This is a genomic window from Halorhabdus utahensis DSM 12940, assembly GCF_000023945.1.
In the GTDB taxonomy this organism is placed as follows: domain Archaea; phylum Halobacteriota; class Halobacteria; order Halobacteriales; family Haloarculaceae; genus Halorhabdus; species Halorhabdus utahensis.
This window is the reverse complement of sequence record NC_013158.1, coordinates 1,509,563-1,524,735: the sequence shown is the minus strand read 5'-3', so window position 1 is coordinate 1,524,735 and position 15,173 is coordinate 1,509,563. Positions and strand designations below refer to the sequence as shown.

Sequence of the window (15,173 nt, the reverse complement as noted above, 5' to 3'; positions counted from 1 at the left end):
CGTTTCCGCAGACTATTACCTCGCCGAGACTCAACTCCCACTAATGGGACTATTCGTTACGGTCGCTACCCTCGTCGTCGCCGCGCTGGCGAGTCTGTTTATGGCGTGGGCGATCGGTGCGGGCTCGTCGGGATCGACCCCCTTTGCGCCCGCGGTCGGTGCCAACGCGATTTCGGTGATGCAGGCGGCGTTCGTCGTCGGGCTGCTCGGGCTGGCGGGTGCCGTACTCCAGGGCGCAAACGTCTCCGAGACGGTCGGCTCCGGGCTCGTGTTGTTCCCCGACGGCGGCGGACTGACCCCGGCCGCCTCGATCCTGCTGCTCCTCATCGCGGGGGGGCTGGTCGCTATCGGCGTGTTCACCGGTTACCCCATCGCGACGGCCTTTACCGTGACCGGCGCAGTCGTCGGCGTCGGGCTGGCGCTGGGCGGTCAACCGGCCTGGGCTACCTACCAGGAGATCGTCGCGCTGTGGGTCGCCACGCCGTTTCTCGGCGGCGGGATCGCCTACGTGACTGCGCGGTGGCTTCAGAGCGGGATCGGCGGCGAGGATCGGATCGTCGCCGCCCTCGCCGGCCTCATCGGCGTCATTCTTGCAAACATCGAGTTCAGTGTCCTCGGCGGAGCCGGCGAGGGGGCCTCGATCGCGGTCGCCGTCTCGCGGGCGCTGGGTGGCCCGCCGTTGGGCCCCGTGCTGGTGACGGTCGCTCTGGCCGCCCTGGCTGCGGGTAGCCTTTATCGCTCCCTCAGGATCGACCGGGCGGCCGCCCAGCGGCAGTTCCTGCTGGTGTTGGGCGGCCTCGTCGCCTTCTCGGCGGGCGGGAGTCAGGTTGGTCTCGCCGTCGGCCCCGTCCTGCCGGTCGTCGACCCCTACGATGTCCCGCTGCTCGCCGTCCTGTTCGGCGGCGGGATCGGGCTGCTCGCGGGTTCCTGGACCGGCGCGCCGCGGATGATCAAGGCGCTCAGCCAGGATTACTCCTCGCTGTCCCCACGGCGGTCGATAGCGGCGCTGATCCCCGCGTTTGCGATCGCCCAGACGGCCGTCTTCTTCGGGATTCCGGTCTCGTTCAACGAGATCATGGTGAGTGCGATCGTCGGCAGCGGCTTTGCCGCCGGCGAGGCCGGCATCGGTCGCGCAAAAATGGGGTATACCGTCCTGGCGTGGGTCGGTTCACTCGGTATCGCGCTCGGTGCCGGCTACGCCGGGTACACGATACTTTCGATGGTGTGATTCAGGCGTCGTTCGTGTCACTCTCGTGGTCGTCGTCCCCGCCTTCGGCTTCCGATTCGAGTGTCGCTCCCTCTTCCGGTCGTGTGATCCGGGCTTTCATGATCCGGGTGTTCTCGACTTGCTCGACACGGATCTGAATCCCCTCGTACTCGATGGATTCGCCTTCCTCGACGAGCCGACCCGCTCGGTTGAAGATGAACCCGGCGATGGTCTCGAACTCCTCGCCCTCCGGGAGGTCGATCGACAGCGCTTCGTTGACTTCCTCGATGTTGACTTCCCCTTTGACCGTCACGGTGTCGTCGTTGACGAATTCGATCGGGTGTTCCTCTTCGCCTTCGAGGATCTCGCCGACGATCTCCTCGGTGAGGTCCTCCATGGTGACGAGTCCCTCTGTGGTGCCGAACTCGTCGATGACGATCACCATGTGGAGGCGTTCGCTCCGCATCTCCGTCAGGAGATCGTCGACGTTCTTGCTTTCGGGGACGTGCAGCGTCGGCTCGATGAGGTCTTGAAGCTCGACATCGTCTGTCCCGCCGTACTGGGCGTCACGGACGAGATCACGGATGTTGACGACCCCGATGACGTTGTCGAGACCACCCTCGTAGACCGGCAGCCGGGTGTGGCCGCTGTGGACACACTCCGCGATCGCCTCTTCGACCGACGAGTCGGCCGAGATGGCGTCCATGTCCAGGCGCGGCGTCATGACCTCCTTGGCGATCGTCCGGTTGAACCGGAGGGTCCGCTGGAGCATCTGTCGCTCTTCCTCGTCGAGGACTCCCTCGCGCTCGCCGGTCTGGATCATCTCCCGGATCTCCGACCGGCTGAGGTACGACGACTCGATGGCCGGCCCGCCGCCCGTGAGTTTGTTGACGAACTGGGTCACGTAGTGAAAGAGGGTGATCAGCGGCCACAGCAGTTTCTCGACGAACTGCAGTACTGGAGCCACGCGGCGTGCATGTAACTCGGTGTTGTCGACGGCGTAGGATTTGGGTGCCGTCTCACCGAATATCAACACCAGTGACGTGATCCCGAACGACGAGACGAGGACTGCCGTCCCCGGATCGAAGTAGAAACCCACGATGGTCGTCGAGATCGAGGACATCGTGATGTTGACCATGTTGTTCCCGACCAGGATCGTCACGAGCAACCGGTGGGGGTCCTCCTTGAGTGACTTGATCGCTTTCGCCCCACGGAGCCCCTGTTCGACCATCGGGTCGATCCGGTGGGTCCCCAGCGAGAACATCGCGATCTCGGAGGAGGAGAAAAAGCCCGATCCGACGATGAGAAACAGGATCATGAGGATGCCGATCGCCGTGACACCTGTTTTTGAAAGCTCGATGCCGACGATCGGTACGGTATACAGGTACGCACTGGCCTCTGCCACTGCTGTAAGCACAGATATCCCCATCAACACACCTTGGTGTCTGCCGGGAAATTAACCCTTTGGTGACGCTCTGTCATGGGCTGGACATCAAGGCACTCCCGACAGACTTAGCTGGATCCGCTCCTAACGGCGGAGCATGTCGGATACCGACCACTCGAGAACACGTTTTCCCGGGCGCGCTTGGAAGCGCAGGTCGCCCTGACATGACGCGCGACTCTGACCTCACGGCGGCGGCCGAGGTCGTCAAGTCCGGTGGGCTGGTGGTCTATCCGACCGAAACGGTCTACGGACTCGGCGCGGACGCGCTCGACACAGCTGCGATCGAAGCCGTCTTCGAAACCAAGCGACGCGATCGGGACAATCCGCTCTCGCTCGGCGTCGCGTCCGTCGAGGCCGCACTTGACTACGTCAGCCCGTCGGTGACCGAGCAGCGGTTCATGCAGGAGTTTCTGCCCGGCCCGGTGACGGTCGTCGTCGAGGGGCGCGACCCCGTCCCGGACGCACTCACCGGCGGCCGCGACCGTGTCGGCGTTCGCATCCCGGACCACGACCTCGCTCGCGAACTGCTTGAACGCAGCGGCCCGCTGACGGCGACCAGCGCGAACGTCAGTGGCCAGCCGAGCGTCACCGATCCCGCTGACCTGGATGCCGAGATCCGGACCGCTGCCGGCGTGATCCTCGACGGCGGGGAGACGCCCGGGACGGCGAGCACCGTCGTCGACGTGAGCCGGGGGACGATCCACCGCCGTGGTGCGAACGCAGACGCCGTCGAGGACTGGCTCGAAACCCATTCGGCGTAACAGCTTTGGGCACCATTCACAGGAGTGACCGGAGCGACCGCGTTTTGACGCCACACTTCTCGCGATACTCGCAGGGCTCGCACTTGGTCCGGTTGTCTGCTCGTGGCGGCGGGCCGTCGATGGATTCGACAGTTCGGAGCGCCGCGCGATAGGTCGCCCGCCGATGGGCGGACAGCGGAACGCGCCGGACGATTCCGTGGGTCGGGTACTCGGCGAAGGCGACGGCCACCTGTCGCTCCCGTTCGTAGGCCAGCGCGAGCGCGGCGGCGACCAGTCGCACGGATTGGGGCTCCCAGACGCCGTTTTCGGGTGGCGCGCCGGTGAACACCAGCGATGGCGCGACCGGATCCGCCAGCACTTTGTGGGCGATCCCGCGACAGTCCCGTCCCTCCAGAAGCACGTCCCGGTCGGGGTCCTCGACGAGACTGTCCCAGGCATCGAGGCTGGCTTTCACCCGGCTCAACCGCGAGCGAAATTGGGTCGGTGTGACGGCGATGGGTGCCCCCGAGAGGCCACCGTCCAGTAGTCTCGGATATTCGAACGCGAGTTCCCGCTTCGTCTCGACCTCGGCCGGAACCTTGAGGTCGGTTGACTCCCGCTGGCGGTAGTAGTACTTGCGTGGGCAGTAGGCTGCGGTCGCGAGTTCGCGGAACGTGGGCACGTCCACCGCTGGCTGCGGTCTGTTATATAAACGTGCCCGCAACACCCGCCCCGCTCAAAAGGAGACGTCCGTTTCGATGTCCGCGGCAGCCTCTTCGAGGCCGTCCTCGGTAACGTCGTCGAGCAGCGGTTCGGCCAGGTCGGCATCGGGTATCGCATCCCGGTAGGCGCTCCGGAAGCGGTGGCTCACGTTTCTGGCTTCGTCCCGGGCGTCGGCGACCGCCCGATACTGTTCGACAGTTTCGGGATCTAGATCGAGTGCAGCCGCGACTTCCTCGTCGTCCTCACTCTCCCGCAGATGGCGGCGAACCTCGTCCCACGGGACCGGCGTGTCAGTGTCCGATTCGCGGAAGAGATGCAGTTCCAGCCTGGCGGCGATGACCATCTCCGCGTCGACGTCGATGGCCGCGGCCAGGTCGGCGTCGCTCTCGCCCCCATAGAAGCCACGCACCAGCCTGACCCGCTGGTCATCTGACAGTTCCGTCTCGAAGGGAAACGCCTCGCGCATCTGTTCGACGATCTCCCGGAGCCGCCGATCGACGCGCTCCTCGTCGATCTCCGAGAGCGTTCCCCGTCCCTCTTGCTGGCTTTCGGTGACGGTGTCCGTCCCGGCAACCTCCTCGAAGAGTTCGCGGAGTTCGTCGGTCTTCTCGTCCATTCGGACCCGAAAATTGGGCGTCCCGCCCAATGTAGGTGTCGGTCAGGGTGACGACGAGCCGTCGACGAACCCGGGCCGGTGGCTCACAGCGCGTCGGCGATCGTCGAGGCGACACTCACGTCGCTGATGACGCGTTCGAGCGTGTCCGTGCCGTAGATGGACTCGGCACCGACGCGGGCGATCTTGCTGAGTGCCCCCGTCGCGAACACCGGATGGACGCAGGTCGCGAAGATTCGCTCGGCGTCGCCGTCGGCGACCACGGCGACTGCCCCGGACATCGTCGAGCCGGTGCCGACGATGTCGTCGACGACGATGACGTCTCGCCCGGCGATCGTCTCCTCGGTCGGTGCCGGGCGTTCGCCGTCGGTCGCGTCTGTCAGGTGGTCGCTGTCGCCGGCGCCGTAGGCGTCACGGGCGCTCGTCGCAAGCGGGGCGGCGGCGGCGTCTGTCGAGAGGAACAGCGGGTCGGTGAGGTCGGCGGGCAGCGGGTCGGCCAGTCGCGGTGCGCCGTCGATCACCGTCGTCGGTACGTCGAAAAACGAGGCGACGTTCTTCTCGTGGGGCGTGACCGTCAGGACGCGATCGGTTCCGGTCGAGATCGCGCGCGCAGCGGCGCGCGTCGAGATGATATCGCCGGGTTCGAACGTCTGGTCCTGGCGTGCATACCCCATGTACGGCAGGACAGTGACCACCTCGTCGGCCCCCGCCTGGCGGGCGGCGTCCTGGAGCTGGAGGAGTTCGATGTGGGCGTCACTCGAAACAGTCGAGGCGACGATGATCGCTCGCTCGTCGATGGGTTCCGTGACGGTGACGTGGAGTTCGTCGTCCGGAAACCGCTTGGTGGTGGTCGCGCCGAGCGATTCCCCGAGCTCGTCCGCCAGTCTCGCAGCGAGGGTCTGTGAGGCCGACCCGCTGAGGATCATATCTACGTCCAGGCGATGGGTCCTAAACCCGTTTTCGATCTTTCACCCACGCCGTCACTGATCGGCAACGGCAAGCCCCGAGACGTCTTCGAGTCCGAGCGACCGGGTTCGCCACCCTTCCGCGCCGTCTTTCGATGCCGCCGGATCGACCAGGATGGTCCCGGCGTCGGTGACCGCGACGATCCCGCCCGCGTAGCCCACGTCGACGATGGGTTCGTCGATCGGCGACTCGCGACGGCCCCAGGTGCCGTCGTACTCGTAGAGGCCGTCCGGTCCGACGGCGTGGGCGCGCGTCCCATCGCTCGCGACCGCCCGGACGTCCACGGATCGCTCGGTCGTCCATTCGCCATCGACGTAGCGGTGGATGCCGTCGGCGGTGGCGGCCAGGACCGCTCCGCCCGCCGCGACGTCACGGGCCGTCTGGAGTCCGGCATGCTCGAGGCCCCCTTCGCCGATTCGATAGACGCCGTCGTCGGCAGCCAGCCACGCGCCGTCGATCGCGCGCGCGCCGTCGACGCTCCCGAGGTGCTGCCACTCGTCCGCAGCCACGGCAAACCGGGCAACCGCACCGTCCGGATCGGCGGCGATCGGGTCGCCGTCGAAGCCGACAGCGACCGCTGGCCCGAATCCGGCTGCGTCGAAGGAGTCGCCACCGTCTGTACTCCGATAGATGTCCTCGTCGGTCCCGATCAGTATCGAGCCGTCGCCGGTCGCGACGTCCCGGACCGCCCCGCGCCGGAGGAGTCTGAATCGGCCGACGCGGTCGTCGGAGACGGCCACGAGCGTCAGGCCAAGCGGTGAGCCGACGTAGACGTCGGCCTTGCCCCGGCGGTCGGCGTAGATCCGGTCTTCTGCCATCTCGCCCATACCAGGGGCACCGACCGGCGGCGTCAAACGTGTGTCGACTCCGGGTCGTGGCCGGCCGCGTGGTGAGGCCGCCGGGCCCGACGGCCTCACCAGTAGATGAGGTTCGCCGCATCGGCCGGCTTGGCGACCACGTCGAGGACGCGCGCGTCGAAGAAGTCCCGGGAGTTGGCCGCCTTGACCAGCAAGGCGGTGTCCGCACCGCTACCGGTCCCGCCGATCGAGAGCACGCGCGACCCGCTGTCGACCAGCCCCGCATCGCACGCCATCAGCGGACACTCCACGGCGACTTTCGTCCCCTGGCCGAACAGCCGGAGGACGTCAGCGATGACTTCGTGTGTCGCGTAGCCGTCGCGCTCGGAAACTGCCGAGCCGACGTTACTGAACGCCATCGGGCCGACGAAGACGTCACCGTCGGCCGCCTCGATCGTCTCGACGTGCTCGGCGTCGAGTTCCTGTTCGTTCGGCTCGTCGAAGCCATACGAGTGGCCGACGACGACGAGATCTTCGCCGAAACGCTCGGCGGCCGCCGCGCCCGTTTCGCCGGACGTCGAGGCGACACAGACGGCGTCGACGTCGTGATCGCTGGCGTAGGTTGCCGCTCGGTCGAGCAGTTCTTCCGTGTCCATGTCGTCCGTCCGGATCATGATCTGACCGTCTTGCGGCTGTCCGGAGTGCTTTTCGACTCGGCCCTCTCGGGCTCCGATGGTCTGTTTCGAGTGGATCCACTGGAACGGATCCTTCCATTGCACCTGCTCCGGCCCCCAAGCACGTGACTTCCCGGGCGGTCCACGGGAAGTACGTGCATGACGGGTGTGTCTCTCCCTGGGGTCGTGGGTCTTGGTAGTCTGTGACATGTCATCTCCCCTCGTTCGACCTGAAGCGGAGGGGTTGTGATCGAGCGGATCGCTGACGGGCGTCAGACGCGTGGCAGACGAGTGGGCGCGGCTCCGGGCACCCAGGAGTCGAAAGGTTGAGAGACGTGGTGGTCGACAGTCGGATCACGATGGGGCTGGGCGATCGACTCCGTCGAACCCTCCGGGCGTTTCCGGCAGGGCTTGCTCGCCTGGGGCTTCTCGAGCGCCGGCAGGCCACTGACGCGCTGGAGTTGGCCGCACCGGTGATGGTGACCGGCGCGTTGCGCGTGCTGTTGCGGATGGCCGACTTCATGATGGTCGGGATCGCGCTCGGCGACGCCGCCATCGCCGGCCTGGAGTTCGGCTTTCAGTACTTCTTCATCGGCTTCGGGCTCTCGCTGGCGGTCACGAGCGGGACGATCAGCGTCGTCTCCCGGCTGAAGGGGGCCGGCCGGCACGCACGCGCCGACCTGGCGGTCAAACAGTCGCTGTGGCTGGCCCTGGCGATTTCCCTCCCCTTGACTGCCATCGCGTGGCTGTTCGCCGAGCCGCTGGTCGGCCTGTTGACCGGCGACGCTGTGGTGATCGACCTCGGTGGCACGTATCTCCGGCTCGTGATGCTTGCACTCCCGTTCCGGTTCTTCAGCATGGTCGCCTCCCGGGCGCTGGCCGGCGGTGCCGACACGGAAACGCCGATGTACGTCCGGCTGCTGACGCTGCCGATCAACGTCACGCTGAACGCACTCCTGATATTCGGGCTCGGTCCCGCGCCGCGGCTGGGGATCGCCGGTGCGGCCCTCGGGACAGTGATCGCCAACGTCGTCGCCGCGATGGCCTTCTTCGCGCTGTTGGTCTCCGGCCGCTTTACCGTCTCACTTCGGCTCGGTGGCCGACAGGTCGACCCCGGACTCGCCGCCGAGATCGTCCGCGTCGCCACGCCGCTTGCGGGGATGCGTTTGTTTCAGACGTTCGGCCGGTTTCCCTTCCTGTTCATTCTGGGCGTGCTGGGGACACCGGTCGTCGCCGCCTACGCCATCGGCCGTCGGGTAATCATGCTTGCGTTGATGCCTGCCTGGGGGTATTCCACTGCGGCGAGTACGCTCGTCGGCCAGAGCCTCGGCCGGGGTGCGGAGGACGAGGCGACCGGCTACGGCTGGCAGACACTCCGGATCGCGCTGGCGACCCAACTCCCGGTGGCGCTCGTCCTCGTGATCGCCGCCCGCCCGATCGCGGTGGCCTTCGGGACCGAATACGTCGATCTGACGGTCACCTTCATTCGCGTCTTCGGGCTGGCCGTCGCGGGCTTTTCCGTCTCGCGGACGATGCGCGGGAGTCTGCGTGGGGCCGGTGACACGCGCTTCCCGCTGTACGGGACGACGCTAGGCATCTACGCCGTTCGACTCCCGATCGCCGCCCTGGCGCTGCCGGCGGGCTACGCGATCACGGTCGCCGGGTCCTCGCTCCCGCTCGGCGTGGGGCTCGGACCACCTGCCGTGTTCGTCGCGATCGTCGCCGACTTCTACGTCCGGGCTTCCGTCAACACCGGACGCTTCGCGGGCGGTGCCTGGCAGGAAGTCGCCCGCCGATCGGGTGTGGGTGTCGAGGAGTGACCGCACCAATCGTATTTATACGATCCTGCCATAGCCCAATCCATGAGCACTGCAACAAAGATCGTTCTCGGTACAGTTGCCCTCTCCGCACTGGCTGCACTCGCGCTCGTCGTGAACACCGTGCTGGCGGGCTAGGGAAGTGTGTCCCCTCAGAACCACATAGGCCGTTCGTACAGTTTCACCCAAAATATGTGGGCTATTGTGTGAAAATTGCGAATTCATATATATTATTCAGTGCATTTTAGGGATACGCTTACCAGTCCGGATAGACGGAGTTGGCGCATGGTTCGATCAGATCCCTACACCCCGTCGACGTATCGACTCGAGTGTCGGTCCTGTCTCACCGTCCTGCGTCGCGACGACCGGATCGGTCAGTGCCCGGAGTGTGGCGGCCGTCTGCGAAACTTGGCGATCCCGCGAGAGTAAGAGACTCTGCCCGAGAAACTGCTGTTCATACACTTTTCCTGGTTGACGTAGTATAGATCACGTATCTCTTCCGGAAAAACTCTTTGAACGTGACCTTTCTCGCGGTCGAATTTTGCACCAGCAGAAAGACTTATATTGTGGCGGGTGTGAACATGGCACATACAGAGGTGAGCCACCTACACACGAGCTATCCCTGATCGCTGGACCGTACGGCGGCTTGCCACGCCTGTCACGCGGTGCAGCGACCACTGATCGGTTGTTTCGTTCGTTGACCACCGAATACTGCCACCTGAGCGCGAAACGCCAGAGACCTGTCCCGTGACGCTGGAGCGGGCTGACACCGGTCCTCGACTGGTGTCCCCCATCTCCGGTTTCCGTTTTGATCGCCCGTCGATACCTCGCTGTGCTGTCCCCACTCGAGTCATCTGTGCGTCGCTTGCAGCGAGGGGAGCGTTTTTAGGTATGGTGGCACATCACACAGGTATGGACTTCGTCATCGTGGGGTTCGGTCGCGTGGGCATGCGCACTGCCCGCGTGTTGACAGAGGAAGGCCACGACGTGACTATGGTCGAGATCGACGCTCAAAAGGCCGAGCGAGCACGCGAAGAGGGCTTCGAGACTGTTCTGGGCGATTGCAACGACGAGGATGTCCTGGAGGCGGCCGGGATCGCCACTGCCGACGCCATCGCGGGATTGACCGGCGATCTCAACGCCAACTTCTCTGCGTGTATGATCGGCAAACATCACGGCGCGCGGACGGTGTTGCGGATCGACGAGGACTACCGTCAGGAACTCTACGAAAAGTACGCCAGCGACGTCGACGAGGTGATCTATCCCGAACGTCTGGGGGCGGCCGGGGCGAAGACAGCGTTGCTCGGCGGCGACTTTAACGTGCTCGCGGATCTGACCGAGCACCTCACCGTCGCGTCGATCCGCATTCCCGACGGATCTCCGGTGATCGGGACGCGCGTCGTCACGCTCGAACTCCCCGGTGACGCACAGGTGTATGCCCACGGTCGTGACGACGAACCGATGTCGATCCCGCTGCCGCGAACGACGATCCAGGCCGGCGACCGGATCGCGATCACCGCCCCGCCAGGAGCTATCGAGGATGTCCGGGGCAGTTTAGCGGCCGAGGAGCCGGCTGCCTGAGCGCCTGTCACCCGGCGCTCTGGTCCGGGCCGAAAATGGGTGCCCGGGCGCGCTGTGGGAGGATGGGAAAGAACGACGTGGCCGTCGGTGCGCGCCCACCTGGTGGATGCTCGTCGCCTCACTTAAAACCGCGTCAGACGACTGCACGACGGCGGGGTTGTCCGATAGAAAACCCGCCTTCCTGTCGGCTCACTCTTCGACTTCTAGTTCGAACTGTTCGTGTTCGACGGCGGCATTCAACACGACGCTGGTGTTGGATTCGAGGATCGCCGGATCGGTGAGCAGGCTCTTGATCTGGGCGTTCATGTCGTCGGTGTCGGCGAACTTCCCGACGGCGATGATGTCGTAATCGCCGGTGACCTCGTAAACGCTGACCATCTGTTCGTGTTCCCTGAGACTTTCAGTGACCTCCGGGAGCGCACTCCCTTCGACCTTGAGCTGTAAGATCGCTGTGACGTCGTAGCCGATCTTGTCGTAGTCGACCTTCGGCGTATAGCCCTCGATGATCCCCTCCTCTTCGAGCGTCGAGAGGTGATTCGAGACGGTCGTCACCGAGACGTCGAGGTCGTCGGCGAGGCTTCGGAGACTCGCACGGCCGTCGTCTAGTAGCGCATTGATCAGCTTGCGGTCGAGATTTTCGTACGTCATTGGACTGAATCATGCGTCCCTCCCATTAGAATTTTACGAACATCCAATTCCTGACCGGGAGCGGAAGATTTGCGCAGATCGGCAGGGCTTTTATACCGGGCGCATTTCCTCCATGTGACGAGAAAGATGACAAACGAACAGGTCACCGACGGCGGTCTCTCCGCCGAGGCACAGGCGGTACTCGAGGAGATCGATGAACAGAACGTTGACTTCCTGCGGTTGCAGTTTACCGACATTCTGGGGACAGTCAAGAACGTCTCGATAACGGCCGACCAGGCCGAGAAGGCGTTCACTGAGGGAATCTATTTCGACGGTTCTTCGATCGACGGGTTCGTTCGGATCCAGGAGTCGGACATGCGCCTCGACCCCGATCCGTCGACGTTCTCGCTGCTCCCGTGGCGGACCAGCGAGGACAGTGCTGCGGCGCGCCTCATCTGTGACGTCATCAATACTTCGACCGGCGAACCGTTCGAGGGCGATCCGCGCGGAATCCTCAAAAACGCCATCGACCGCGCCAACGAGATGGGCTACGAGGTCAACGTCGCGCCCGAACCCGAGTTCTTCCTCTTCGAGGAGGACGAGGACGGCTACGCGACGACGAAAACGGGTGACCACGGAGGGTACTTCGATCTCGCGCCGAAAGACCTCGCGAGCGACGTGCGTCGTGACATCATCTTCGGACTCGAAGACATGGGCTTCGAGATCGAGGCCTCCCACCACGAGGTTGCCCGCGGGCAACACGAGATCAACTTCACCTACGACGACGCGCTGTCGACGGCCGACAACGTCGCCACCTTCCGGTCGGTCGTCCGCGCGATCGCGGCCGAACACGATCTCCACGCGACGTTCATGCCCAAGCCGATCCCGAAGATCAACGGGTCGGGCATGCACACCCACATCTCGCTGTTCACCGATGACGGCGAGAACGCCTTCCACGACGGCGACGACGAGTTCAACCTCAGCGAGACGGCCAAGCAGTTCCTCGCGGGTATTCTCGACCACGCCCCCGCGATCACCGCCGTCACCAACCCGACCGTCAACAGCTACAAGCGTCTGGTTCCGGGCTATGAGGCCCCGGTCTACGTCGCCTGGTCGGACCGCAACCGCTCGGCGCTGATCCGCAAACCGGCTGCCCGCGTCCCGGCCGCCAGCCGGATCGAAGCTCGGTTCCCCGACCCGTCGTGTAACCCGTATCTGGCGTTCGCCGTGCTCATCCACGCCGGCCTCGACGGCGTCGAGAAGGAAATCGACGCCCCTGGTCCGGTCCGGGAGAACATCTACGAGTTCGACGAGGCAAAACGCGAGGAGTACGGCATCGACACCCTGCCGGAGAACCTCGGCGAGGCCCTCGACGCGCTCGAAGACGACGACGTCATTCTGGACGCGCTCGGCCCGCACACTGGCGAGAAGTTCCGCCAGGCCAAACGCCAGGAACACAAGGAGTACCTGGTCGACGTCTCCGAGTGGGAACTCGACCGATACCTCGAAACGTTCTGAGGCCACGCGGACCCGATCGCTTTCACTCGTTTTTGACCCTTCGAATCACACGTTGTCCAGCCACGATCGTCGCGCCGCTACCGACGCCGAGCAGTGCCAGCCCCGTCTCGAACGTGCCCGACCGAACGAACGTGGCCCCGGCCACTCCCCCCGCTGCGATCACCGCCGCCAGCACCGGGAGCGTCACGGCCGGTCGATCCCGCTCGCGGGCGAACTCCCAGCCGACAGTCATCCCGAGGGCGACGCCGGCAACCAGCAAACTGTCCCCGGTCAACCCGACGACGATGGGACCGGCTACGCCGATCATACCAGCGAGGGCGAACGTCCGCCGGGGTCGCCCGAGCAAGCCGAAGGTGACGAACAGGTACGCCAGCCCGACGCCGATCCCGGCGAGTACCTCGTGGGGCCGGTGGACGCCGAGGACGACGCGCGAGGTCGCGATCGCGACGACCAGCCCGCCGGCAAGGACGAGCGCCCGGTCGCGGTTCTTCCCCCGATACGCCCACGCCAAACCCAGCCACCCCACGGTCGCCGCCGTGGCGTGACCGCTCGGGAAGGCGTGGCCGCCCGGGCCGACGATCCAGGTGTATATCGGCACGACGATGTCGGGCATGCCGGCGGTGCCGGGCAGGGCGGCCGCCCCCGGCGGCCGTTCCAGGGCGAACCCGGTCTTGAGTGCCGCCGAGAGCGCGAGCGCGCCGGCGATCGTGGCGAAGGCGAGTTCGACGCGGAGTTCGTCGAGACGGTCACCGATCACTGGCACCCAGCCGCCGAACCAGTAGAGTCCAAAGCCGAGTCCGGCGATCACCAGCGGGTCACCAAGGAGTGTCACCAGCGAGACGCCGAACCAGACCGCCGCATCGAGCGAAGCCACGGTCAGGAACGCCAGTCCCGCACGCGATCCAGCAATCGCCCCGGTGCGCCGACGATCTTGAACGTCACACCGACCAATAGCATCAGCGCGTACAGCCCAAGTGTCGACAGCCAGATCACGAGCATGGCGAGGATGGCCCAGCCACCGCCGAGGAAGTGAAACGCCCCCAGCGTCATGACGGTGCCATAGAGCAAGACCAGATACGGGCCCCAGCCGCGAGCCTTCCCGCGACGGACACGACGGCGGACGTACCGACGAAGGTCGCTTTCGACGCTCTCGCGGTGCACTGTCCGGTCGTCGATCTCGTCTTCCAGCCGGTCGATCTCTTCACGGAGCGCCTCGATTTCTGCCGCCGTTTCGGCCGGCTGGGCGCTGCCATGCTGGTGGCCCGTTACACCGTCCGAGTCAGTCTTCCGGCTGTCCGAGCTCACACCGTCCGAGTTAGCTTTCCGGCCGTCCGGTCTCACGTCGTCCGAGTCGGTCTTCCGGCCGTCCGGGCCCGTCGCAGCGTCCGGGGCGTCCGGTCGTTCGGTGTCGTCTCCGTCGTCGTCCGGCCCGTCCCCGGCCGTGCCGTCCGTCCCGGTCATTGTCAGTGGTTGCCTTTCCCTGGGATCCCCCTCAAGTTGTAGTTGCCGGTCTCGGGCCAGGACGGCGTTGACGACAGCGCCCAGCAGGAGGATGGTCGCCCCGAAGTACAGCCAGGTGACGAACAGTAACACGCCGCCCACCACACCGTACACATCGAATTGGCCGGCGTTCCCGGCGTAGAGCCGGAAGAGGACGCTCAACAGCGTCCAGCCGATGGCCACCGTCAGCGCCCCGGGGATGGCCTCACGGATCCCAACGGGTACGTCCGGCACGACGACGTACAGCGGGAGTAGCACGACCGTCAGCGCCAGAACGATGCCGATCGGCTGGGCGACTCCCGGGAGCACGACGCCGGTACGTGAGAGGGCCACGCTCCCGACGACGACCGCGACCACACCGAACCCCAGCGAGACAAGGGCGAGTGCGGCGTTTCGGAGTTGCCTCAGGAACGTGGTGGCCTCGTTCGTTCCATAGACTGTTCCGAATGCCAGCGTGAGGCCCCGGAAGACGCGCAGCCCACTCCAGAACAGCACGCCGACCCCGACGATGGTCGCCTCACCGCGGCCGGCACCACTTGCCAGTGCGTCACGCAGCACGTCCCGCCCGCTGGGCGAGAGGACATCGCTGACCGCCGCAAGGACCGCTTCGGCCAGGGCGTCACCGCCGAGCAGCGATCCGATGGCGATGACCAGCAGGACGAGCGGGAACACCGAGACGAACGCGTAGTAGGCCGTGGCAGCCGCCAGAAAGGAGAGTCTTGACCTCCGGGTCAGGCCGACGATGTTGCGGCCGGTCCCGAGGAACGTGCGTGCGGTCGAAATCATGCCGGGATTCCGTGCCCTGGAGACAAAACCGCTTGGTCGGTTCTGGCACGGATCGCCGACGTCACTCCCGGTGTCCGGGCGGTTCCAGACTATCCAGGAGCAGCCCCAATGCAGGAGCGTGAGGTAATCACTGGCTGACCCACGGTTGCGGATCCATGGCGTCGTCCTCCTGGGCGAGGC

General features: G+C 65.5%; 16 protein-coding genes. 7 read left to right on the top strand and 9 right to left on the bottom strand.

Annotation, left to right across the window (positions count from 1 at the left end; genetic code table 11):
• Positions 1–43 precede the first annotated feature (43 nt).
• Positions 44–1,228 carry an inorganic phosphate transporter gene (locus HUTA_RS07550; protein WP_015789298.1) on the top strand — a complete coding sequence of 395 codons (1,185 nt, stop codon included), beginning with the start codon at positions 44–46 and terminating at the stop codon, positions 1,226–1,228.
• A gap of 1 nt (position 1,229) precedes the next feature.
• Here HUTA_RS07550 and HUTA_RS07545 read toward each other — a convergent pair whose 3' ends face one another.
• Positions 1,230–2,636 (bottom strand): hemolysin family protein, encoded by a 1,407-nt coding sequence (locus tag HUTA_RS07545; protein WP_015789297.1) that lies wholly within the window; start codon positions 2,634–2,636, stop codon positions 1,230–1,232.
• 179 nt (positions 2,637–2,815) lie between these two features.
• On the opposite strand from HUTA_RS07545, the gene HUTA_RS07540 reads away from it, so the two are divergent.
• Positions 2,816–3,412 carry an L-threonylcarbamoyladenylate synthase gene (locus HUTA_RS07540; RefSeq protein WP_015789296.1) on the top strand — a complete coding sequence of 199 codons (597 nt, stop codon included), beginning with the start codon at positions 2,816–2,818 and terminating at the stop codon, positions 3,410–3,412.
• A 16-nt stretch (positions 3,413–3,428) separates the two neighbouring features.
• On the opposite strand, the gene HUTA_RS07535 is transcribed toward HUTA_RS07540, so the two are convergent.
• From HUTA_RS07535 to HUTA_RS07515, 5 genes are all read right to left on the bottom strand, one after another.
• Positions 3,429–4,079 (bottom strand): CRISPR-associated protein Cas4, encoded by a 651-nt coding sequence (locus HUTA_RS07535; RefSeq protein ID WP_015789295.1) that lies wholly within the window; start codon positions 4,077–4,079, stop codon positions 3,429–3,431.
• A 48-nt stretch (positions 4,080–4,127) separates the two neighbouring features.
• Positions 4,128–4,730: a hypothetical protein gene (locus HUTA_RS07530; protein WP_015789294.1), complete on the bottom strand. Its 603-nt coding sequence runs from the start codon at positions 4,728–4,730 to the stop codon at positions 4,128–4,130.
• Between the two features lie 83 nt (positions 4,731–4,813).
• Positions 4,814–5,653: a ribose-phosphate diphosphokinase gene (gene prs / locus HUTA_RS07525; protein ID WP_015789293.1), complete on the bottom strand. Its 840-nt coding sequence runs from the start codon at positions 5,651–5,653 to the stop codon at positions 4,814–4,816.
• Positions 5,654–5,707: 54 nt separating this feature from the next.
• Positions 5,708–6,520 (bottom strand): HVO_0234 family beta-propeller protein, encoded by an 813-nt coding sequence (locus tag HUTA_RS07520; RefSeq protein ID WP_015789292.1) that lies wholly within the window; start codon positions 6,518–6,520, stop codon positions 5,708–5,710.
• Positions 6,521–6,606: 86 nt separating this feature from the next.
• Entirely contained in the window at positions 6,607–7,146 is a 540-nt protein-coding gene (locus HUTA_RS07515) for a pyruvate kinase alpha/beta domain-containing protein (RefSeq protein ID WP_174256016.1), read from the bottom strand.
• A gap of 377 nt (positions 7,147–7,523) precedes the next feature.
• Here HUTA_RS07515 and HUTA_RS07510 point away from each other — a divergent pair, with 377 nt between their 5' ends.
• The 4 genes from HUTA_RS07510 to HUTA_RS07505 all read left to right on the top strand — a co-directional run bounded on the left by HUTA_RS07510 (position 7,524) and on the right by HUTA_RS07505 (position 10,562).
• Positions 7,524–8,984 carry an MATE family efflux transporter gene (locus HUTA_RS07510; protein ID WP_015789290.1) on the top strand — a complete coding sequence of 487 codons (1,461 nt, stop codon included), beginning with the start codon at positions 7,524–7,526 and terminating at the stop codon, positions 8,982–8,984.
• A gap of 42 nt (positions 8,985–9,026) precedes the next feature.
• Positions 9,027–9,119, top strand: coding sequence for a hypothetical protein (locus HUTA_RS16155; RefSeq protein ID WP_015789289.1), 93 nt, complete (start codon positions 9,027–9,029; stop codon positions 9,117–9,119).
• A gap of 147 nt (positions 9,120–9,266) precedes the next feature.
• On the top strand, positions 9,267–9,410 hold the full coding sequence (locus tag HUTA_RS16100) for a rubrerythrin-like domain-containing protein (protein WP_143920340.1): 144 nt from the start codon (positions 9,267–9,269) through the stop codon (positions 9,408–9,410).
• Between the two features lie 483 nt (positions 9,411–9,893).
• Positions 9,894–10,562 (top strand): potassium channel family protein, encoded by a 669-nt coding sequence (locus HUTA_RS07505; RefSeq protein WP_015789288.1) that lies wholly within the window; start codon positions 9,894–9,896, stop codon positions 10,560–10,562.
• A gap of 189 nt (positions 10,563–10,751) precedes the next feature.
• On the opposite strand, the gene lrp is transcribed toward HUTA_RS07505, so the two are convergent.
• On the bottom strand, positions 10,752–11,210 hold the full coding sequence (gene lrp, locus HUTA_RS07500) for an HTH-type transcriptional regulator Lrp (RefSeq protein WP_015789287.1): 459 nt from the start codon (positions 11,208–11,210) through the stop codon (positions 10,752–10,754).
• Between the two features lie 126 nt (positions 11,211–11,336).
• Here lrp and HUTA_RS07495 point away from each other — a divergent pair, with 126 nt between their 5' ends.
• Positions 11,337–12,707: a glutamine synthetase family protein gene (locus HUTA_RS07495; protein WP_015789286.1), complete on the top strand. Its 1,371-nt coding sequence runs from the start codon at positions 11,337–11,339 to the stop codon at positions 12,705–12,707.
• 22 nt (positions 12,708–12,729) lie between these two features.
• Here HUTA_RS07495 and HUTA_RS07490 read toward each other — a convergent pair whose 3' ends face one another.
• Together HUTA_RS07490 and HUTA_RS07485 are read right to left on the bottom strand one after the other, a co-directional pair.
• On the bottom strand, positions 12,730–13,581 hold the full coding sequence (locus HUTA_RS07490; RefSeq protein WP_015789285.1) for a phosphatase PAP2 family protein: 852 nt from the start codon (positions 13,579–13,581) through the stop codon (positions 12,730–12,732).
• 2 nt (positions 13,582–13,583) lie between these two features.
• A complete protein-coding gene (locus HUTA_RS07485) occupies positions 13,584–14,993 on the bottom strand; it encodes a YihY/virulence factor BrkB family protein (protein WP_015789284.1) in 1,410 nt (469 codons plus the stop codon).
• Between the last annotated feature and the right edge of the window lie 180 nt (positions 14,994–15,173).

Coding starts and splice junctions, on each gene's coding strand:
- HUTA_RS07550 (WP_015789298.1), top strand. CDS start 44: ATGGGACTATTCGTTACGGTCGCTACCCTCGTCGTCGCCGCGCTGGCG.
- HUTA_RS07545 (WP_015789297.1), bottom strand. CDS start 2,636: ATGGGGATATCTGTGCTTACAGCAGTGGCAGAGGCCAGTGCGTACCTG.
- HUTA_RS07540 (WP_015789296.1), top strand. CDS start 2,816: ATGACGCGCGACTCTGACCTCACGGCGGCGGCCGAGGTCGTCAAGTCC.
- HUTA_RS07530 (WP_015789294.1), bottom strand. CDS start 4,730: ATGGACGAGAAGACCGACGAACTCCGCGAACTCTTCGAGGAGGTTGCC.
- prs (WP_015789293.1), bottom strand. CDS start 5,653: ATGATCCTCAGCGGGTCGGCCTCACAGACCCTCGCTGCGAGACTGGCG.
- HUTA_RS07520 (WP_015789292.1), bottom strand. CDS start 6,520: ATGGGCGAGATGGCAGAAGACCGGATCTACGCCGACCGCCGGGGCAAG.
- HUTA_RS07515 (WP_174256016.1), bottom strand. CDS start 7,146: ATGGACACGGAAGAACTGCTCGACCGAGCGGCAACCTACGCCAGCGAT.
- HUTA_RS07510 (WP_015789290.1), top strand. CDS start 7,524: ATGGGGCTGGGCGATCGACTCCGTCGAACCCTCCGGGCGTTTCCGGCA.
- HUTA_RS16155 (WP_015789289.1), top strand. CDS start 9,027: ATGAGCACTGCAACAAAGATCGTTCTCGGTACAGTTGCCCTCTCCGCA.
- HUTA_RS16100 (WP_143920340.1), top strand. CDS start 9,267: ATGGTTCGATCAGATCCCTACACCCCGTCGACGTATCGACTCGAGTGT.
- HUTA_RS07505 (WP_015789288.1), top strand. CDS start 9,894: ATGGACTTCGTCATCGTGGGGTTCGGTCGCGTGGGCATGCGCACTGCC.
- lrp (WP_015789287.1), bottom strand. CDS start 11,210: ATGACGTACGAAAATCTCGACCGCAAGCTGATCAATGCGCTACTAGAC.
- HUTA_RS07495 (WP_015789286.1), top strand. CDS start 11,337: ATGACAAACGAACAGGTCACCGACGGCGGTCTCTCCGCCGAGGCACAG.
- HUTA_RS07485 (WP_015789284.1), bottom strand. CDS start 14,993: ATGATTTCGACCGCACGCACGTTCCTCGGGACCGGCCGCAACATCGTC.